10 protein-coding genes and 1 pseudogene are annotated in these 23,705 nt (G+C 28.2%); all 11 read right to left on the bottom strand.

The features are described from left to right. Window positions 1-1,485 (bottom strand): CehA/McbA family metallohydrolase (locus tag Q0F58_RS06590; RefSeq protein WP_294373982.1); only part of this gene is annotated, 1,485 nt, incomplete at its 3' end. 526 nt (window positions 1,486-2,011) lie between these two features. Further along, window positions 2,012-2,425 (bottom strand): annotated as a pseudogene (locus Q0F58_RS06585) (PLP-dependent cysteine synthase family protein); the annotation flags it as partial. 61 nt (window positions 2,426-2,486) lie between these two features. Next, complete coding sequence (locus Q0F58_RS06580) at window positions 2,487-3,653, bottom strand: PLP-dependent aspartate aminotransferase family protein (RefSeq protein WP_294373980.1); 1,167 nt, start codon at window positions 3,651-3,653, stop codon at window positions 2,487-2,489. A gap of 27 nt (window positions 3,654-3,680) precedes the next feature. Continuing rightward, window positions 3,681-4,097, bottom strand: a complete 417-nt coding sequence (locus tag Q0F58_RS06575) for an Rrf2 family transcriptional regulator (protein WP_294373977.1) — start codon at window positions 4,095-4,097, stop codon at window positions 3,681-3,683. 645 nt (window positions 4,098-4,742) lie between these two features. Further along, on the bottom strand, window positions 4,743-5,624 hold the full coding sequence (map, locus tag Q0F58_RS06570; protein WP_294373974.1) for a type I methionyl aminopeptidase: 882 nt from the start codon (window positions 5,622-5,624) through the stop codon (window positions 4,743-4,745). 231 nt (window positions 5,625-5,855) lie between these two features. After that, window positions 5,856-6,239: an aspartate 1-decarboxylase gene (panD, locus tag Q0F58_RS06565; RefSeq protein ID WP_294373971.1), complete on the bottom strand. Its 384-nt coding sequence runs from the start codon at window positions 6,237-6,239 to the stop codon at window positions 5,856-5,858. Between the two features lie 16 nt (window positions 6,240-6,255). After that, window positions 6,256-6,933, bottom strand: coding sequence for a 4'-phosphopantetheinyl transferase superfamily protein (locus Q0F58_RS06560; RefSeq protein WP_294373968.1), 678 nt, complete (start codon window positions 6,931-6,933; stop codon window positions 6,256-6,258). 3 nt (window positions 6,934-6,936) lie between these two features. Beyond that, window positions 6,937-10,698, bottom strand: a complete 3,762-nt coding sequence (locus Q0F58_RS06555; RefSeq protein WP_294373966.1) for a condensation domain-containing protein — start codon at window positions 10,696-10,698, stop codon at window positions 6,937-6,939. A 12-nt stretch (window positions 10,699-10,710) separates the two neighbouring features. Continuing rightward, a complete protein-coding gene (locus tag Q0F58_RS06550) occupies window positions 10,711-16,035 on the bottom strand; it encodes a condensation domain-containing protein (RefSeq protein WP_294373965.1) in 5,325 nt (1,774 codons plus the stop codon). Window positions 16,036-16,043: 8 nt separating this feature from the next. Beyond that, entirely contained in the window at window positions 16,044-21,269 is a 5,226-nt protein-coding gene (locus Q0F58_RS06545) for a type I polyketide synthase (RefSeq protein WP_294373984.1), read from the bottom strand. Beyond that, entirely contained in the window at window positions 21,208-23,697 is a 2,490-nt protein-coding gene (locus tag Q0F58_RS06540; protein ID WP_294373964.1) for a non-ribosomal peptide synthetase, read from the bottom strand. Before Q0F58_RS06540 ends, Q0F58_RS06545 begins: the two co-directional genes overlap by 62 nt. Between the last annotated feature and the right edge of the window lie 8 nt (window positions 23,698-23,705).

Raw genomic sequence — 23,705 nt, 5'->3', positions numbered from 1 at the left:
CTTAAATTTATTATCCATATCTCTTATTTCAACACCTAAATATTTATACTCTCCTTTATTCCATCTTACAGTAAAATCTGCAACTCCTTCTTCTTTAATTATTTGTTCTTTCTTTATTCCATTTTCAATAAAATAAATTTTTAAAGGAAATTCCGTTTCATTTATTTTTCCATATTCATTTTCCATATTTTCCAGATGTATATTTACTGAGTAATCAACTTCAGCATTGCTTATTATTTCTATTTCATCACCAGGTAAATAGGAATCTTTCTTATTACCATTTATAACTTCTATATTTATATCCAGTATAATTCCTCTGCTTACATATACATGTCCTTTTTTTACAGAATCAATTATACTTTCAGCAGTTAGTCCATTGGAATAGACAAATGTAGCAGGATCTCCAATTATGGATCTTTCATTTGAATTATCATATGTTTCAGTTGGAAGTATATGTGCATCACTTCCTCCTATTCCATATATTCTATAACCATCATTCCATAATGCATACATCATTTCTATAACTTTGTCGTTGCTTTCTGCTCCAAGATAGTATGTTGGATCGTTACATATTTCTATAGTTTGAAATTCATCTAATCTAATATTTGAAAATTTCCATTTCCAAAATTCAAGGGCCATATGATTTACACTATATACAGCTTTTTCATCTCTATATGTACTTACAAGTTCTTTAACTATATTTTCCTGAATCTCATTTGAATCTTTACATCTTCTATCTTGAATAATGTTTTTCAAATCAAGACTCAATGGAAATTGCCTTATCCCTAAAATATTGAAATGACCATCTTCTAACGTAATTTCAGTACCTGGTATTATGAGAAATTCATCATCTTTTTTCCACCCAGTTGGTACTATATTATGCTCCGTTGATACAGCAAAATCCATGTTCATTTCTTTAGCTGTCTTTATATAAAGTTCATTTGTCATTTTCCCATCAGAAAGTATTGTATGAGTATGAAAATCTCCTTTAAACCACTTAGTTTCTTCATTAAAGCTTTTGTTCCAATTATAGCTGCTTAAACTTAAGAGATTTTTATTTTCTTCTTTATTGTAATCTACCCATACATCATCACCTAGTCTGTCTATATTTTCGTCTATAAAATTATCTGAGCCTTCTAATATTATACTGTAATTAATATTTTCTTTTTTCTTTTCTAAGCTGATAATTATGAGTTTCCATTGTCCTTTGACTATTTCTCCTGGATATGCGCCAATACTGCATTTACTGCTATCTTCTCCAATAATTAAATTATTTTTAGAATTAATGCTTCTATACTGCAGTCTTAAAGTATTATTTGAATCTATAAGCATTAGAAATACAACAGGATTTCTTTTTGCATATGATTTGAGTTTTACATTTAAATATCTGCAATTTTTATCTATATTAAATTTCTTAACACTTATATCATTCTTTGTCTCAAATTGAAATTCTATTTGTAAATAAGATTCATTTTTATTATTCATGTACAGCTTCTTCCCCTCAAAGACTAATATTCCATACTTTTCATTTACACATACTGCAATTAACAATGTACAATTAATAATCTGCAATATAAGAATTAAATCCTACAAGATTTTTCATATTTTACATGTACGTGATAAATTTAAAATGTGATTTTATAACATACACAAGAATTTTTCATATGAATGTAAATATGAAAATCAACATATAGTCTGCTATAAACAAATATGCATACTTATATATTGATTTAAATTATATAAAATTAATTATGAAATCTTCATATATTATAAACAGCATTTTAGGTTCACTATATGAACATTAGCATTGTTCACTGTTCATTTCAATAAGTTCATTATTTTTTTCTAATAGAATTTTTCTTAATTTTAAAGGAATGATATTTAGAATTGATGCTCCAAGTTCACTTGTAACTCTTGCAATATCTTTGATGTGATTATCATTTATCCCTGGTATAAGCACACTGTTTATTTTTACTATTATGCCAAGGTCTGCTACCTTTTTTATTCCTCTAAGCTGAGCATTTATAAGTTTTTTAGCACCTTCTATGCCTTCAAGCTTATTTCCATCTTCTGAAGGAGTTATTATAAGTTCAGCCCCAAGAGCTTTCATCAATATCTGTTTTTCAACAGAAAATTTTTCTGGAATAACTATAATAAGTCTATATCCTTTTTCAAATGCAGCAAGTGCAAGTCCTATTCCAGTGTTACCAGCAGTAGCTTCAATTATTGTTGAGCCAGGTTTTATCAATCCATCTCTTTCTGCATTTTCTATTATCTGAAGCCCTATTCTGTCTTTTATGCTTCCTCCTGGATTTAAATATTCCAGTTTTGCAAAAATATTAACATCTCTATCTGGTGATATATGATTTAATTTTAATAATGGTGTATTTCCAATAATATCTCTTATATCATCTGCATATTTCATAAAGCAATCCTCCATTTTTATTTATCTTGATTATTTGGTTGTGGATATTTCATGATTATAATTATTGTCCTATTATACTTTTTTCAAAAGCATTTTTTATATCTTCAATAAGATCATCAACATTTTCAATTCCAACAGACAGTCTTAAAAGATTGTCCACAATTCCTGATTTCTGCCTTATTTCATATGGTATTGCAGCATGAGTCATAGTTGCTGGATGGCATATAAGAGATTCAACGCCTCCAAGACTTTCTGCAAGAGTTATAAGTTTCAATGACTTTAAGAATTTTCTATAATCTATATTATCTTTTGTTACAAATGAAATCATTCCTCCAAATCCATCTGCCTGTTTCTTCTGAATTTCATATCCTTTTGAACTTTTTAATCCAGGATAATATATCTTTTCTACAAATTCACTATTTGCAAGATACTCTGCTATCTTAGCAGCATTTTCATTATGTCTGTCCATTCGTACACCCAAAGTTTTAATTCCTTGAATAAGCATGTAAGAATCAAAAGGTCCAAGAACCCCTCCTGTAGAATTTTGTATAAAATATAGCCTTTCCAATATTTTTTTATTATCTTTTACAGCAACAAGCCCTGCAACAACATTGCTGTGTCCTCCAAGATATTTTGTTGCACTGTGGACTACGATATCAGCACCCAAATTCAATGGCTTCTGAAGATAAGGTGACATAAATGTATTATCTACTATAGTCAAAACATTATATTCTTTTGCCAGACTGCTTACTTCATGAATATCTGTAATATCCATTAAAGGATTTGTTGGTGTTTCTATAAATACAGCCTTTATTTTTTGATTTTCCTTATCATCTTCAAGAATTTTCTTTATATTATTTACATCTGAAATATCTGTTATTTCATAGTTTATATCAAAATTTTTAAATACTTTATCAATAACCCTGAATGTACCACCATAAAGATTATCTGGAATAATAACTTTATCTCCGCTTTTAAATAATGAAAAAACTGCTGTGATTGCTGCCATACCACTTCCAAATGCAAGTCCTCCTATTCCATTTTCAAGAACAGCAATTGTTTTTTCTAATGCTTCTCTTGTTGGGTTTTGTGTCCTTGAATATTCATATTTAAATTCTCCAAGTGCCTGCTGTTTATAAGTTGATGTCTGATATATAGGTATATTTACAGACCCTGTAAATTCATCTCCATCAACTGCTCCATGTACTAATAATGATTCTATTTTCATATTTAATCCCTCACATTCTATAATTTTTTATATTGCTTCCTTTTCTTTTTTATCTAATATGTCAAGTAATGTTGTTGAATATAATATATCCTCTATCTCAGATTTCAGTTTCTTCCAAATCAATCGTAGTGGACATGTTTTTTCCCTGCTGCACCTTATTCCATCAGTACAATCTGCAATTTCTATAGGACCTTCAACACATCTTAATACCTCCCCAATGCTTATTTTATCAGGCGGTCTTGTAAGTATATATCCACCTTTTGATCCACGTACACTTTTTATAAGACTTCCATTTTTCAAATCACCTAATATATGCTCAAGATAATATGGTGATATATTTTCTTTACTTGCTATAAAATTTATAGATAAAGGTTCATTGTCTGCCATTTCAGCTAAATCAAGTATTGCTCTCAACCCATATTCTCCTCTTGCTGATATTTTCATCCTACCCCTCCTTTTTGTTTTGATTATGTATTCTAATAATAAAACTACATAGATATTAAAGAAATCTCTGCTAATATTTCATTCTTCATTGTCAGTTGTTAATTGGAATATATATTTTCCTGCTCATTTTTTTATAAAACTTTCTTCCATATAAAATAACAAAGCAGCTTTGCAATACCCACTTCGTGTGGATAATACTTTAATCTTTTCAAGCTTCTTAATCCACTCATATTGCTTGATTTAATTTTTCCCCACTTGTGGGGAAAATCTTATGCTTTTAAAAAATCCATCAGCTGTTGTCATTTCTGCTATTTTTTTTAGTTAATGGACAGCTGATTCAAAATGATTTTCCATACATAAAAAACTTATCAGCAGACTATGCTATTTTTAACAGAATAATTTCATATTAAAAGAACAAAAAGAGACCTTGGACAGAATTTAATTCTATTCCAAAGCCTCTAGTTTTCTAGTCAGCCATAATTTCAATTATCCCTATATGTTTACTGTGTTTTATTAAGAATAATTTTAGTACAGCTGTATTAATTTGTCAATACATATTTAAAATTATTAACCCTTTGCTATTATTTATATCTTTTATTTAACTTTTCCCCACAAGTGGGGAAAGCCATCTTGCATCTATTTTACTTACTTTGATAATATTTCAACTCCAGTATCAGTGACAAGCAGAGTATGCTCCCACTGAGCTGAAAATGACTTATCTTTCGTTCTTACTACCCATCCATTTCTTTTATCTATAACAATATTTCTTTTTCCAGCATTTATCATAGGTTCAATAGTAAATACCATGCCTGGTACAAGAACCATGCCACATCCCTTTTTCCCATAATGAAGCACCACTGGATCTTCATGAATAGCTAAACCAACACCATGTCCACAAAATTCGCGTACTACAGTATATTTATTTTCTTTAGCATGCTCTTCTATTACTGCACCAATATCTCCAAGAGTTGTTTCAAAAGGTTTTATTATTGATACAGCTTTCTCAAGACATTCCTTAGTAACCTGTACCAGTTTTCTATCTTTTTCCTTCACATTTCCAATCATAAACATTCTGGATGCATCAGCAAAATATCCATTGAGCTTTGTAGTTGCATCAACATTTACAATATCTCCGTCTTTTAAAATTCTATCCTTTGAAGGAATTCCATGACATACTTCATCATTTACTGATACACATACACTTTTAGGATATCCTTCATAATTCAAATCTGCTGGAATTGCACCATGATCTACTGTATATTTATGAACCATAATATTTATATCTTCTGTAGACATTCCTTCTTTTATATTATTCTCGACAAAATCAAGAAGCCCGCTGTTTATTACAGATGCTTTTTTTATTCCTTCAATCTGCTCTTTATTTTTTATCATTCTTCTTAGTGGTGTTATCTTGCCTTGAGACCTAAGTTTTCTTAACCGGCTGTCAAATTCCTTATGACATTCTTCATAGCTTAGCCCGCTTCCACACCAGCATTTATTTCTTTTATTGTTTTCATCATTATTCATAACATCAATTCCTTACCTGTATTTTTATATTTATTTTAATATTAACATTAATTTGTAATTAATCAAACTTTAGGATTTTATTGTTGTATTTCAATAAATATTTTCGCATATTATTATATTTGAAATTTACATACACAAAAATCCCAATTGTCTACACATAAAAACAATTGGGATTTTATATCACTAATTTTCCTTAACTTCTTCCATAAATAGCATATTTAAATATGTTATTTATGCCAGCCTTCCATGTCTTTCATAATTGGCACGTTTTATTATATTATTTTTTTCATCAACTAAAATTACCCTAGGTTTATGTTTTTTATATTCTTCTTCAGTCATATTGCAATATGTCATAATTATAACTTTATCATTAACTTGAACACATCTTGCTGCTGCCCCATTAAGACATATTATTCCTGACCCTGCTTCTCCTGAAATAGCATAAGTTTCAAATCTATTTCCATTTTCAACATCCACTATCTGCACTTTTTCATATTCAGCTATTCCTGCTGCATCTAATAAATTTTGATCTATAGTTATACTTCCTACATAATCTAGTTCTGCCTGTGTTACTGTTGCTCTATGTATTTTTGATTTTAATATTGTAATTTCCATTTTTTTATCTCCAATCTTATATTTCCTTTATTATAAAATCCTTATTTAATCGTACATAATTTAATTCTATATTTTCATGACAAGTTACTACCATAGTATATCCCTGCTTAAATCTTTTTTCATAAAATACACATCTGTCTAGTCCTCTATCATCTATAATTACTCCATTGTCTTTTACCAATGTGATTTCAGTATATGGTATATATAATCCCTTTCCTTTAAATTTTGAATAGCTTTCTTTATACACCCATGCAGTTATTTCATAATCTTTTTTGCTATCTGCATCGAGATGATTTCTTTCTTCAACTTCAGATTTAGACAAAAACAATCTGCTGCATCCTTCATCTAAATCAATATGTTTTTGTATATCTATGCCTATTTCCTTTTCAGAAACTGCACATACTACATATCTTCCAGAATGAGAAATATTAAATTTAAAGTTATCAGCATTTCTAAAATAAGGTTTCCCATATTCGTTGAATGATATCTGTAATTCTTTTATATCTTTACAGACATATTTCGCACATGCTTTTCGTGCAATATATTCTCCAACAGAACTTTTTACCTTATCTTTGAATCTTTTATATCTTCTCAATCTTTCTATTGTTCTATAATCTAAAAAGCTTTTAATATATTCGTAATCATTTTGTTTCACATCTGATATATCAAATATAAATACATTTCCGTAACTCATAAATTACTTATCTATCCTTATATCTCCAATTTTTTCTTGAGGATTAGCTATTACTTGTTTTAGAATATTGATATACTTCTCTGGAAAACAAACCATATCCTCATTCTTAAATAGTTTAGGATTATATTCTACTACTCCTGAAATTCCATCTTCATTCTCATATACTGTAAACACCATATTTCCCATAGCATTTTTATTTTCTGATACCCATGGAGTTATTTTCATACCATCTAATTCTATATCACTTTGTTTAAAATTTTGATATGCAATTATAAACTGCACTATTGAATTTAATGGTGTAGTTTCATCATCTACTATACCTGCTACTTGACTTAAAAGAGGGCACTGCTGATTCTTCATATCTTCAGTTGTATCTTCCTTAGCCCTTTTTAACAGCTGACTTATTGTTTCATCTTTATTTATATTTAACCTATTGGCAACTAGATTCACTAAAAATCCTATTGTATTGTAAAATTGCTTTGAAACCCTGTTTGCTGATGCAACTGCTATAACTGTATCATCTTCATCATATCTTTTTGATATATATATGTGATATGCCATAAGAACTATATTAAATATTGTAGTTTTTTCATTCTTAGCCATTTGTTTTAAGTTTTCTGTAAGCTCAAAATCAAAATTAAATGGAATTATATCAATTTTATCTTGTCCATCATATTTATCATTTACTGGTAAGTCTATCATTAAATTTGCACCTTTTAATCTATCTTTCCAGTATTTCATTGATGTCCTTCCATCTTCACTGCTAAGAAATCTATTTTCTTCAAATACAAATTCTTTGAATTGACATTTTACACTTTCCTTATTTTTTTCAGGTGACAAGTAGAATTCGGAAAACTCATCAAGAAGTATTCCAAGACTCCATCCATCTGAAATGATGTGATGTATGTTTATAAGCATAAGATTTTTACAATCAGAAATTTTATAAATATATACACCCATAAATACATTGTTAAGAAGTTTCATTGGTTCTGAATTTTGAATTTTTGCTTTATTTATGGCATCTTGTGTCCTTTCTTCTTCTGTATTACCTTCAGTATCTATTATATTTAATTTGAACTTATAGTTTTTTAATATCTTTTGTTTAAATTCGTTATTATCTTCTACAATTACAGTTCTTAACTGTTCATGACGTTCGGTTACTTTAGATAAGGCTTCATGTACTCTTTCAATACATAAATTTCCATCTATCATAAGTCCAAGACATAGATTCCATTTTGACCCTGACTCTGGTTCTTTTAATTGTGTATAAAACAATGTTTTCTGCATCTGTGTCAAGTCAAATAATTCTTCTTTTACTTCTTTAATATCAGTTTTTTCTTCATGTTTTGTTTGTCCATTATTACCTTTTTCAATAATAAGTTTTGATATTTCATTTATTGTGCTGTAATCATATATCATTGCTACATCTATAGATACATTAAATTTTTCTTCAATATCATCTGTAAGCATTGTTATAAGAAGTGAATTTCCTCCAAGATCAAAAAAGCTTTCATCATAATCTATTTCATCATCATATCCTAGTACATCCTGCCATATTGAAACAAGTTCCTCTTTTACATTTTTTTCATCCAAGTTCTCTTTTTCATCATAAACTTTATTAAACTCTGCTTCTTCATTTTTTGATATATCCTTAACAACTTCCTTAACACTATGAACTTTCTCTACTTTAAGCCAGTGCTTTACTTTATCAAAACAATATGTTGGAATAGAAATCCTTTTGTAATTACTTTTTTCATAGTATTTATTCCATTCTATATTAAAACCTTGATTATACAATGATATGATCAAATCATCCATTGATTTACAATCTCTTATTACAAATTCTCTTATTCTATCTGAATCTTCAATATCTAATGAACTGCTTCCAAAGTTTATTACTAAAATTTTATTATCTCTGCTTAATTTTTCAAGCTGTTCAATACATTTTTCTTTATTTATTGAATTTACCTTTTCTTTACATGCTATATCTGCAACTTCTTCATAGCTGATTTTTTCCTTAACCATGTTTATCATTGCTTTTCCGAAATCATCAGCAAATATATAATCTGCTTCTATTCCCAAATTATTCAGCAGCATATATAATGCAGCTTTGTAATCTATAGCACTATTTTCCTTGCTGACTGTTTCATAGCATTCATAATTTCTTTTAAATATATCATATTTGTTTTTAAGACTTGTTACATTTATACTTTCACATTCCATTTCATTTGATATTAGGAAAATTATTTTTGATTTTTCATTTTCTCTTGCATATGATACTATTTCAAGTTTATCATATAAATCTTCCAAGTCCTTTATTCTTAAAATTCTTCTGTATTTATAGTCATCTCTGCCTATGTTCATTGTATATACAATATCATTTATGTCATCTCTGCCTTTTATATACTTTCTTAACTGTAAAGCATACTTTTCAAAAGCTTCTGAACTTCTTGCACTTATTTTTACAATTCTATTAGTTTCATCAAGATTACCAGATGAAAGTTTTTGATTGTATTTTTCCAAGACAATATGAGCATTTGTTCCACTGAGTCCAAAAGAATTTATCCCTACAAGCCTTTTGTCATCATCTTTCCAGCATACTGTTTCCTTTACTGGAACAAGAGGAGTTTCTTCAAATTTTATAAGCCTATTTGGAGTATTAAAATTACATATTGGATAAGATACATTGTGATTAAATTCTAATAAAACCTTTATTACACTGGCAATCCCTGCTGTAAATCCAAGATGGCCTATATTAGATTTTACAGATCCTAAAGTGACATATGATTTTTTATCTGTGTACTCTCGTATACTTTCAGTAATACTTTCCACTTCAATTGGATCACCAATTTTTGTTCCTGTACCATGAGCTTCAATTCCAGTAAATTCTTCAGGTTTTACATTTCCTGCTTTCCAAGCCTTGATCATAGCTTCTTTCTGCCCTTCTACGCTTGGAGTTGTTGCACTGCTGCAGCGTACTCCATCTCCATTTATGGCACTTCCTTTTATAACTGCATATATATTATCATTATCTCGTTTTGCATCTTCAAGTCTTTTTAAAAGGACAAAGCCTCCTCCTTCACCTACAGCTGTACCATCTGCATCATCATCAAAAGATTTACATCTGCTGTTTTTTGATCCTATTCCTAATGCATCATTGCTCTTATCCTCTGACTCAGGAATTATTAAATTAATGGCCATTCCTCCAACAAGTGAATAATCGCATTCACCTGTTATTAGTTTCATACATGCTTCATGAATTCCTACCAGTGTAGATGAACATCCTGTATCAATTATTATATTAGGTCCATGAAGATCAAGGTAATATGCAATCTTTCCAGAAAGCATTGATTTAAGGCTTCCTATAAAAGATAGTCCTGTTGCTTGTCCAGTTATCTGTTCATATTCATTATCCGTACATGAAGCAATTACTGCACAATTTGTTCCTCTGAAACTTTTTAATGAATACCCTGCATCTAAAATTGTCTGTGCTGCAAGTTCAAGACATAATCTCTGTTCAGGACTCATATTTTCTGCTTCCTTTTTAGCAATATTGAAAAATTCATTATCAAAATATTCAATATTTTCAATATATCCTAACTGTTGATATTCCTTTTCTTTATCAAGACCACATAATTCTCTTCTTGTATCTGATATTTTTGAAATACAGTCTGTCTTATTTAATAAATTTTTATGAAACTGCTCTAAAGTTTCTCCTTTAGGGAATTTACCACTCATCCCAATTATCGCTATATCTGAATACATGTCTACTCTCCTTTAAATATCAAAAATTACTATATCATCATCTTCCTCATTTAAAAGTCTGCTTAGTTCCTTTATTGTAGAATATTTAAATAAATCCACTATAACAATATCACTATTAAATTCTTCATTTATTTTTGTTATTAATGGTATACTTTTTAATGAATTTCCACCTACATCAAAAAACTTATCATTTATTCCAATATCATTATTTCCCAATACATCCTTCCATATAGTTAAAAGTTTTTCTTCTGTTGCACTTATAGCTTGATTAAATGAACTTTCTTTTTTATTTACTTTTTTTATAGATATATTTCCAGCTGATACATTTAATTCTTCATCTTTATCTGATAAATATTGAATTTCAGTTTTAAATTCATTCATATTTTCCTGAATATATACAGATTTATTTAAATTATGGCTATTTAAATTAAGACCGATTATACTCTTATGGCAGTCTCTTAAAATTACTGATTCCAAACTGCATATTCCAGTCTTCCTATTTATAAGATAGTATCCCGAATTTTCTGTTATAAGTTTTTCTTCTAGAGATTCTCCCTCTGTCATTCCTATTCCATCCCATTTGCTCCATGCAATTGTCCTATATATATTTTTATTGTTTTTTTGTTGGAAATCATATATATATCTGCTTACTGCACCATATATACTGAAGGATTTTCCTCCAAAAAATCCTGTTGCACTTGAAAACATTATTAATTCAATATTATTTTTATCCTTTAAAAAATTATTTATATCAATAAATACACCCATTCTATTTCTTAATGATTTTTCAATTGTTTCTTCATTTTGATTTTTTATGAGATATCTGTCTATATGATTCCAATGCACAGAAGACTTATCTTCTCCAATTAGATTTATAATTCCATTTATATTTCCATTATTGTCATCATATATTTTTTGTAATATCATTTTAAAATCATTCTCATTTAATGAAGAGTAATATTCCACATCTCCATTCCTTTTTAAGTCTTTATAAATAGTATTTTTATATTCATTTCTATCTATATCTGTTTTTCCTATTATTATAAGTCTGCATTTGTAATTCTTCATAAGATATTCTGATAATAATATTCCTATTCCACCTAATCCTCCTAGAATTACATAAGTTCCATTATGGATAAATGAAGAACTTTTAATAGGTTTATCTAAAAGATTTATCTTTCTGATTCCTTCAATGTATCTTTTATCATCTTCATATGATACAACCGATAAACTCTTATAATCATTATCCTCTTCTCTTATTTCATTGATTATCCACGAAAAGTTTTCATCTGACATTTGTGCTTTTACTATTTTTAATGATACATTTTCATACTCCAATGGTATTGACGCACAGTATCCTTTTATAAGAGAATTTATAGAATCTTCTGATGGAGTAACTATCATTACAAACAATTTTTCATCTGCAAAAACTTTGCTGCTCTCTTCAGTTATTTCCTTTATTATATTTATTTCAGCTGCTGATTTCTTTATATATTCATCTTTTTCTAAATTTTCTTCAAAAGAATTTCTAAAATATATTATTGTATTCACATGAGAACTTTCCAGTTTTGAAAATGCCCATTTAAAATTATCTTTTGATGTGTATATTTTTTCTTGTTTTATTTCATTTCTGTCACAGATTATAATTTCTTTGTATAAAATACTTTCTGCATCAAGTTTCTCTCTTATTAATCTGATTCTATCTTCCCAGATTTCATCGTATATCAATATAATCTCATTTAGGGATGCTTTGTCTTTCATATCAAAAATGTTTTTTCTAATAATACACTCTTCTTCAAACCAGTCATGTATCTTATTCTTTTTACTTTCAGATATTGAATGTAATTTTCCATTTAAATAAGATGATACAAGCTTTTTCTTTTCTATTTTCCCTATAGATGTTCTTGGAATATCATCTTCATTTACGGGAATCAGATAATCATATTTAAAACCAAATGTATTCAGCAATTTGTAATTTATTCTGTCTTTTAAATATTCTCTGTCAATTTCTTTGCTTTCACCATAAAAAACTGCAAGCATATCTTCATTTGTTTCTTCATCCTTTATTGCTGTACATGCAACTGAACCTGTTTTTATTTCATCTATTTCTTCTAGTTTTTTTTCTAGTTCCTGACCACTTATATTTATTCCATTGATTATTATTATATCTTTTGCTCTTCCTGTAATAACAATCTCATCATTTATTATTTTTGAATAATCGCCTGTATCAAACCATCCATCAACAGTAAATGTTTTTCTGTTTTCTTCTTCATTTTTATAGTATCCTTGATTTATCGTTTCACCATTAACTTGAAGAAGACCTATTTCTCCTTTTGGAACAATGTTTCCATTTTCATCTACTATTCTTACTTGAACTCCTGGAATAGGTTTTCCAACAGAAACTGAATTTTTATATATTATTTTTCCAAAATTATTAGAGAACAATACTCCAGATGATGTTTCAGTCATTCCCCAGCTTGGCTTCATAGCTTCGTATACAAGATTTTTTGGAGATAGAATTTTTAAAAATTCATGACATGCATTATAATTTATAGCTTCTCCTCCATTTAATATAAACTTCAAATTATCCAGTGAAATATCTAATTTAGAAATTTCCTTAGAATGTTCTATTATAAGTCCATAGGCAAAATTAGGTGCCCACGTCAATGTTGTTTTATATCTATCCAGATAAATGAGCCAGTTTAGGGGATTTCTCAATATTTCATTTGTTTCAACATGAATCTGCTGTGCCCTGTTTATCGTATCTAATATATGAAACATAACAATTCCGCCCACATGATCAAGAGGCATCCAGTTTAGTGAAATTTCATTATTATTTAGATTATTCCTAATAATTGTTCCCTGTGCTCTTTTTATAACATTTCTATGACAGAGCTTTACTCCTTTAGGCATTCCTGTACTTCCTGATGTAAAAAGTATAAGTGCAATATCCTTTTCATCTACCTTATCTAAAATAAATTCTTCCTCTGTTTCTTTAAAAAGCTCCTTAGCTCTTAATAATTTTTCTTTTCCATTATTAAGATTTAAATTATGTATCTCTTCATATTCAGTATCTCCTGCTACTACAAAAGGACATTCTGTAATCTTAAATATATTTATGAATCTTTCTGTCAATGCTTCTTCTCTTACAAATTTATCGTCCTGTGGTACACCTAAAGGAATTACTGTTGCTCCTGCCAATATACATCCCCAGAAAACTTTTATAAATTCATCAAGTCTTCTTATTTCCAATATGACTTTATCATTCTTTTTCAATCCATTTAATTTTAAATTCTTTGCTGTTTTTTCAGCATCTTCTAATAATTCTTTATATGTAAATTCAGTTATTTTTCCACCATACTGTATTGTAATAAACTTCCTGTCTAAATATTCATCTTCAACATTCATAATAACTTCCTGCAGTGTCTTGAATTTAAATTCTTCCAGTTCTTCTCCTGCAAGATATGATTTATCACTAAAAACTTCCTTTGATATTTCATCTGTACTATTATGTATATTATTTTTAATATCTGAATTTCTATAATCTCCAATAAGATCTTTGATTTTGTAATAATTTTCTTCTTTATTTATGAGATTTATATCAAGAACATCAATTTTCTTTTTCATCTTATCTGTAAAATCTATTGATGATGATAAAAGTTCATAGCTCTTATTTCTCATGTATCTGTAATCTATGTTTCCTAGTGAATCAATAGGGTAATTTTTCAACCTTACAGATATTATGTCTCCTTTTAAATCCTTTAATAAATCCTTAAAAATATTCTTGTCAATTTCTTTACTGCTTAAATAATAAATTACAAATTTTCCTTTTAAGAAGAAAATTTTACATCCATATATATCTGCATTATCTTTAATCTGATTTTCCAGATTTACAAATTCTTCATTTCTTTCTTCTTTCAATTCAAAATCTTTCTCATATTCATAAATAAATTTACAAGGGTCATCTAAAACAGCTTCTGCAATATTTTTATATATCCTTGAAATCTCATTAATTCTGCTTTTTGAAAAGAGATTCTTCTTATATGCAAAATCAATCTGAAAATCAGAAACATTCTGTGTTACTGTACATATAAGATCAAACTGTACTGTTGAGACATCTTCAAGAGTCTTCATTCTAGATGAAAGTCCACCTGCTTTATAATAAGCATCTATGTCTCCTCCTACTAATGAATTATTATGAAGTGAAAATACTGTCTGGAATATAGGATTTTTATTTCCATCTCTCTCTATATTCAGCATATCTACAAGCTTGTCAAATTGAAATCTGCTGTTGTCAATTCCTTCAAGTACAATATTATTTACATCTTTAATAAATTCTTCATAATTAGTTTCATTTTGTATATCAACATTCAGACATATTGTGTTTGCAAAAAATCCTATTATGCTGTTGAGTTTTTCTGAATTTCTGTTAAGCATTGGTGAACCCACAGTAATATTATTCTGCCTGCAGCATTTTCTTAATGTCAGATAATATATTGATAAGAAAAATGTATAATTTGTAATTTTATTTTTGTGACAAAATTCTTCTACTTTGTCTTTTAACTTTTTATCAAATACTTCTGAAACAATATCTCCTGCATTGTCATCACTATTTTTTACTGGAAAGCTATATGGCAGATCAAGAGTCACACTTGCATTTTTCATTTTTTCTTTCCAATACTCTTTTTCCTTTTCCATATCATCTGATGAATTCTGTTCCATTGCATAATTCACATATTGAATATCTGGAATATTTATTTCTGGATTTTCACATTCACAATATTTTGTATATATTTCCCTAAATTCTCTATAAAATACTCCCATAGACCATCCATCTATAAACATATGATGTACAACAACTACAAGGGAATAATTTTGTTTTCCCAATTTTACAAGTGTCATCCTTATTGGTATATCTTCTTCTAAATTAAAAGTTTTATTTCTCTCATGCTCTAATATATCACTGTATTTTTTTTCATTGAATTCTTCCTCAGATATATCTATCATATTAAGAAAATACTTTTTATCTTCATTTATATACTGAAAAGCTTCTCCTTCAATATTTAATATTGTAGTTACTAAAGCCTTATTTCTTTTTAATATGCAGTTTATTGTTTTTTCTAAAGCATCATAATCTACCTCTCCATTAAGTTCAATTATAAAAGGAACATTATATTGGGGATTATTTTTTTCTAAACTATATATAAACCACATTCTGCTTTGCTCTGATGAAAGGGGGAATACATTATATTCTTCCCCTTTTTCTTTTATTATGCTAAGCAATGCTTTTCTCTTATCTTTAGTTAATGATTTTATATGTTCACTAAAATTATCCATTTTATCTCCTATTCCAAATTTTCCAGACTTGCAAATAAATTATCTAAACTTTTTATCTGCTTTTTCTCAGTATTTTTTGATGTTAAACCTTCCTCTTTATGATCTTTTGATTTTGCCTTAATAAAATCTGCTATATTTTTTATATTTTCACAATCATAAAGTTCTTTTATAGATATTTCACAATTAAATTTTTCTCTTATCTTTGTATTAATTATCAATATTGATAATGAATCTACTCCCAAATCAAAAACATTATCTTCTATTGATATTTCCTCTATATCAATTGTTGTTTTTATTATACTAAGCAAATCTTTTTCTACTTCTGATAAGTTTTTACCCGATTCTGACTCTTCTGGCTTTTCATATTCTTTCTTTGATTTTTCTATCCTATGACAAATTATTGATGGTGTATCTGCATTCAAATTCATGTCTGCATATAATACATGTTCATAATCTTCATGATTACAAATTAATAAATTCCACAGGCATCCATCTGTTTCTGAATATGCTTCAAAATCAGAAATCAATCTTTCTCTTATAATGTAGTAATCTGTTGTATCTAATTTTTGTATTATTACAGAAACCTTTCTTATATCATTTTCAAGAACACTATTTCTTAATTTCTCAACTTCTTCTAAAATCTGCTGTATACTTTTTTGCTTCAGTTCCTTTTCAATATCTAATGAAATAATTAATTTTGAGAATTCATTATTTATAAATTTATATAAATTTCCTAAATCTATAGATTCGGTATTTTTAGAAACCATATTTTCTATCTTGTTTCCCATGATTATTCCAACATCATTTCGCTGTCCATTATATCCACCATGAATAGATGCCACATTTTTAAATCCTGCGTTCCTGTATACTTCTTTCCATTCCTGAGAATCAAGAACCATTTTTCTTCCTTTTCTCAGTTCGTCTTTTTCATAATTCCACCATCCAGGAGCATATCCATAAATCATGTCTATTATGTCACTTCCCTTGAATGTCTGAAGCATGAGCATAAGTCCATTTTCCTTTAAAATACTGTACAGATTTTTTACTACCTTTTCTATTCCTGTAGTTGCCTGTATTACATCAAGACCAATTATAATATCAAATTCATTTTTTCTAAATCCTTCTTTATAGTATTCATTTTCAATGTTAAACATTTTAAACTTTACATTATTAATATTATTTTTTCTGCATCTTTCTTTTGCTATTGATAAAAAGCTCTTTCCTATATCAGTAAAGTAATATTCAACATTTCTATTTTTTAAAATATCTATAAGAGGCCATGAAATTCTTCCAGTTCCACTTCCAATTTCAAGAATTTTAATTGGCATTTCACTTTTGCTTGTAATATAATCCATGATCTTAGGAAGTGCATTTATACATGTTACCATTCTTGATGTATTAGGAATTTCTGAATCAATCTTATTTAACATATCAAAATTACCATTAGGATATATTATTGAATTTCCTGGTATTTGGCCTGTAAATACTTCATTATAATGCATAGCACATGTTTTTAGCAGCTCTATAAAAGGCTTAAATTCTTTATGATATATGCAGCTTTCATTTACTGATTTTTCTAAAGATTCTATCTCTTTTAATTCTTTTGTAAATATGACTTTTTCATCATTTAATTGGGCATAACCGTTCTTCTCAAGAATCTTTAAGAGAAATCTTACAAATGGCTTGTAATTATCAATGACTTTAAGTTCTTGTATTATATCTTCAAAATCATATTCCTTTCCTTTAACAAATCCTTTATCTGCAAAATACTGGCCAGAGGCACTTAAACATAATCTTTCATATGTTTCATTTAAACCTGAAATGTCATCCTCAACACAGACTTTTTCTTTTTCATCCTGTTCTTTTTCTATATCTTTTAGTATATCCAAATCATTTTCATTTAATATAAGTTTCTCATCTGCACATCTATCTATATTATCAGAACAAACAGTATCTATTTTAGAATAGTAATCATAAAATTTATCATCCATAACATTGTTAAGACCTATAAATTTTGCTGTCAATTCTTCATTTTCTTCATTATAAGAAACTGATTCTTCATATCTTATAAATCTTTTTCCATTTATATAAACCACAAAATTATCTTCTTTATTGAATCTTATTTCATCAATTGCTAATTCCAAAATATTTTCCTTTGTTTCATTAAAATCTAGCAAATAGGTTTTCACATTTTCTAAATTTTCATTTACATAACTGTATGCTCCTGATATATCTTTTCTAATTTTTTCATTATGCCCTGATATAAAATAGATTTCATCAATATTTCCTTTTTCACAATTTTCTTCTGTAAAACTTATAATCTGGCTTATATCATTTAAAGATACTATACTTACAACATTGTTATTTTCATTGATTTTATCTATTTCTATGTTTTCTAAAATCTCACTGTTGATATTATATTCCTTCAGTTTCTCATAAAGTTCCTTTACTTTGGAATTTTTTTCATCTGATAAAATTACTAATCTTTTAGCATTATTTTTTTCATTTTTCCTTATGATTTTTTTATCTTTTAGTCCATATCTATATACTTTTATTAACTCATCTGAATTTAAGTCTTCATATTTAATTTCAGAACTTTTCTTATTTTCAAGTATATTATAATGATTTTCTTCAAACACATATTTAGGAAGACTTACCTTTTTAATATGATCTTTTTCATATAAAAGATTCCATTCAGCTTCAATTCCTGTTTTCCACATTTCTCCTAATGCTTTTAAATATCCCTCATATTCATTATTGTTTTCAATTGTTGTTATTGCAGATAAATTACTTTTTCTTTGTCTGAAATGCTTTTTAGCAAATGTAGTAAGCTGCTTTCCAGGGCCTGTTTCCAAAAATATTTTATCTTTATCATCATTCTCAAGAATACTTTCAATTGCTTTTGAAAAATTCACTGTTCCCACCATCTGATTTATCCAGTAATCTGGATTTGAAAAATGGTTTCTTTCAACTTTTTTCCCTTCATAAGTTGATACAATATCATAAATTCCTTCTTTAAATTCAACTTTTTCAAGCTCATTTCTATATTGTTTTTCTATAATCCTCATCATTTCTGAATGTCCAGCTCGGCTTATTGGAAGAACTTTATATTTTGCCTTATGATTATCTAAAGTCTCTTTTAATTTTTCCAGGTATTTTTCATCACATGAGAGAACTATTCTTTCTGGTGTATTTACTCCTGCTATACTTATTCCATCAAAAATCATTTCTTTAACCTTATCAATGTTCTCTGCTACAGATATCATATTCCCTGCTGGAATTGTCTCAATAAGTTCTGTTCTTTTTATTATGAGCTTTAATGCATCTTCTAATTTTATTGATTCAGCAACTGCTGCAGCTGCATATTCACCAAGACTATGTCCCATAACTTTATCTGGCTTTATTCCCATTTCAATTAAAGTCTCTGCCATTGAATAACTCACACTAAAAATCTTTACTGTATGAAGCTTTTTGCTATCTCCATTCAATATATCAGCATAATTTCCAAGTTCTTTTTTTACAATATTATTACATTTGTCATAATACTTTTTGAATAGGTTATTATTTTCATATAAATCAACAGCCATATTCTCATAATCAGAACCTGTTCCAGGAAACATGAATATAACTTCCCTCTTTTTTCTTTTTTTCATATTGCTCAGTTCGTTTATTTTTGAAACAAAAGATATTCCCTTTCCATTTTCAGCTATTATGAAATTTCTGAATTCATGTCTCATTCTTCCCTTTTGAAGACTATATGCTGCATTCTCAAAACTCACATCATCTTTCTGGATAAATTCTTCATATTTTTTATTTATATCATTTAAAGATTTGCTGCTCTTTGCACTTAATAGAAGAAGCTGTTTTTTTTGTGATTTATGTTTATCAGATTTTTCCCTATATTCCTCCAGCACTATATGAGCATTGGCTCCTCCGATTCCAAATGCACTGACACCGCCTCTTCTTAATCTTCCATTCTTACTTAATACTTTCTTTTCCTTATTCAAATAAAATGGGCTATGTTCAATTTCTTCATTTTCTTCACTTACATTTATTACAGGAGGTATAATTCCATTTTTAAGAATCAATGCACTTTTTATTATTCCTGTTACCCCTGCTGCCATATTAAGATGTCCACAATTGCTCTTCAATGATCCTAATGCTATTGATCTGTCTTCAGTATTTTTTTCAAAAATTTTCTTCAGAGCTCTTACTTCAACAGAATCTCCTAATGGTGTAGCTGTTCCGTGAGTTTCAATAAAATCAATTTCATCTTCACTTACTTCTGATGCATCAAGAGCTGCTTTCACTGCATCATATTCACCTGACACACTTGGTGCTGCAAATCCTATTTTTCTGTTTCCATCATTGGTTATGGCACTTCCTTTTATTACAGCATATATGTTATCATTGTCTTTTACTGCATCCTCAAGTCTCTTTAATGCAACAATTCCTACTGCATTTCCTGGTACAAAACCTGTCCCATTTTTATCAAATGCTCTTACAACGCCATCTTTAGCAGTAACACCTTCTATAAACACATAATCTTCCTGATTTAAAAATATATTTACGCCTCCAGCCAGCATCATATCTGCTTCATAATTCAATAACATTCTTGAAGCTATATGTATTGCAGAAAGTGATGTTGCACATGCTGTACTTACAATGACACTTGGTCCTGTAAGATTCAGCTTATATGAAATTCTGCTTGTTAATGATGTACCTGCATTTATTTTTTCAGTTTCCTGAAGAAACCTGTTCTTATTCCCTTCATTGCTTTTAAGATAATATTCATTTGTTTCCCCTCCACAGACAATTCCTATAGTGCCTTCAAATTTTTCAGGATTACATGAAGCATCTTCTAACGCTTCATATACAGTCTGTAATAACAATCTTTCCTGAGGATCTATATTTTTTGCTTCAATTGGTCCAATATCAAACAGTTCATTATCAAAAGCATATATATCATTAATTTTTCCAAAAGCATTTACCTTTTCATATCCAAATTCCTTTTCTGATACATAAGAACTGCGAGTAATGCAGTCTCTCCCATTTAAAAGATTATCCCATAATTCTTCAACAGAATCAGCCTTAGGAAACCTTCCTGCCATTCCAACAATGGCTATATCTAAATCCCTTATTTCATCTATATTATTCATCTTTATTCCTTTCTTAGCTGTTTCTATTTTTCCTAAATGCATTAGCAGCTCTTCTTCTCTTGGAATTTTTATCATCACTTTCTTTTATATCCTCATTGCCAATGCCATTTTCTATATAATCACTTATCATTGCCACAGTAGTAAGCTCCATAAAATCTATAGGTTTTATTTTTATATCCAGTTCTTTTTCTATTTCTTTGCTTAATTTAAATAAATTAAGAGAATTTCCACCAAGATCAAAGAAATTGTCATCAATATCAACATAATCTACTTCAAGAATCTTTCTCCATATGCTGCATATTTTTTCTTCAATGCTGTTCATTTCAATGCTATTATTGGATTTTTTTGAATCATGAAGAATTTTTTCAAGTTCTTTTAAATCGATTTTCCCATTTGCATTTAATGTAAATTTATCAACTTTTATAAGATTACGTGGCTGCATAAAAGTTGGAAGCCATTTAGATAAGTAATCTTTTAACTTTTCTATATCTACACTTTCACCATTTTTTGTTGTAAAGAAAGCTACAATATTTTTTTTGTCTATAATCACTCTGCTTTTTTCTATTTCTGAAAATTTTTCAATTGTACGTTCTATTTCTGCAAGTTCAATTCTAAAACCATTTAGCTTTATCTGATTATCTTTTCTTCCATTAAACATAAGATTTCCTGATTTATTCCAATATCCACAATCTCCTGTTTTGTAAGTTCTATCACCTTTTATGATATCTTCTGAAAATGAAATTCTATTTCTTTCTTCATTATTTACATAACCAGAGGAAACTCCAATTCCCCCAATATATATTTCTCCTGGAATTTCTTTTTCACACAAGAATTGGTTTCTGCTCATTACATAGAGATTATGATTGTACATAGGAATTCCTATAGGAATATTTTTTATATCCTTCAAATTTTGTATTTCATTTTCAGATAATAAGTAACTTGATGAAAAATCTGTTGCTTCAGTAGCACCATAAGCATTAAATATCATAAGCTCATTGTCATGTTTTTTATAAAGTTCAGGAATGTTATCTCCAAAAAAGTCTTCCCCTGCAATGTTGTATACCTTAACTGTTTCTAAATCTTCATAGTTACTTTCTTTTGCTTCTGTAAGAACTGTATTGAATATGCTGGATGTACATTGTATATGTGTACACTTATTTTTACTTATATGTTTATTTATTTTTCTAAAATCATATTCATTATCAAGATTTATTACTGCTGTTCCTCCTTTTATAAGAGGGGTAAATACATTTTTAAAAGAAGTATCAAATGCAAAAGAATGAAGTGCCATTACCCTTGAATTTTCATTGATTTTAAATACATCGCTGTACCATATGCATAAATTCAAAAGCTGTCCTGCTTTTATTTCTGCTCCTTTAGGCTTTCCTGTGCTTCCTGAAGTGTACATTATGTAGCATGTTGAATCTTGTTCTTGTCCTAATTTCACTTCTGCTTTGTTCATATCAGTAAAATCTATCTGTATATATTGAATTTCTGGAATGATATTTTTATCAATTCCTACTACAGATTTTGCTTTACTTGTTTCTATAATATATTTTTGTCTATCAACAGGATATTTATGATCAAATGGGACATATGCAGCACCTATTTTCAAAATTCCCATTATACATGCTACTGTTTCAATTGAATTTGAAACTTTTAATGCAACTCTATCATTTTTCATCACATTTTTCTTAATAAGTTCATTTGCCACTCCATTTGATAATTCCCATAAATCCTTATAAGTTATCTCTCTATTTCCATCAATTACTGCTATTTTATCTGGATATTTATTCATATTGTCATAGACAAATTCAATAATTGTTTTTTGTGGGATTTCCACTTTCTTTCCCATGATATAGGAACTTTTTTTAATAACTTCTTCATTGAATCGTAATCTGCATTGTTCTACATTATCATTTATTGAAAATATCATAGTATTTATATAGAATTCATAAGAACTATTCAATACTTCTATATATTCATCGCTATATACAGACTTGTTATAAAACCATGTTAAATTAAGGTCATCATCAATCTGAAGTGCTATATGTGGATATTCATTTTCAAGTTCTTCCTTAAATAAAAATATAGTTTTCTCTTCCTTTTCATCTCTTTCGTAATAGGAACTATATTTTTGCATATCTATTAATTCCTCTAAAGTACCTTTAAGAATATCTACCATTTTGCTGCTTTTTTTTATATATATTAATGAATTTCTAATCCTTCCGTTACTTTTAATTGGAATAAATATTTTTTCTTCATCAGCGTAAGAATATACAGTCATCTTCATTGCAGCAAGCATCATAGCTTCCATTGATATGTCATTGTTATTTGTAATTTCAATTATTCTATTTTTATTTTTTAAATTTGTTTTTAATTTTGAAAGTTCTTTCTTTTCACATAAGTTTATATTATTTACTGGAAAAATATTTTCACTTGAACTTCTTCTTTCTTTCCAAAACAAATCCCCACTTAGTTTATCTTTATTTATACTTTCCATTCCTTCCT

The sequence above is a fragment of the uncultured Clostridium sp. genome (genome assembly GCF_934754915.1).
Lineage (GTDB): Bacteria > Bacillota > Clostridia > Clostridiales > Clostridiaceae > Clostridium.
This window is presented reverse-complemented; position numbering and strand designations above follow the sequence as displayed.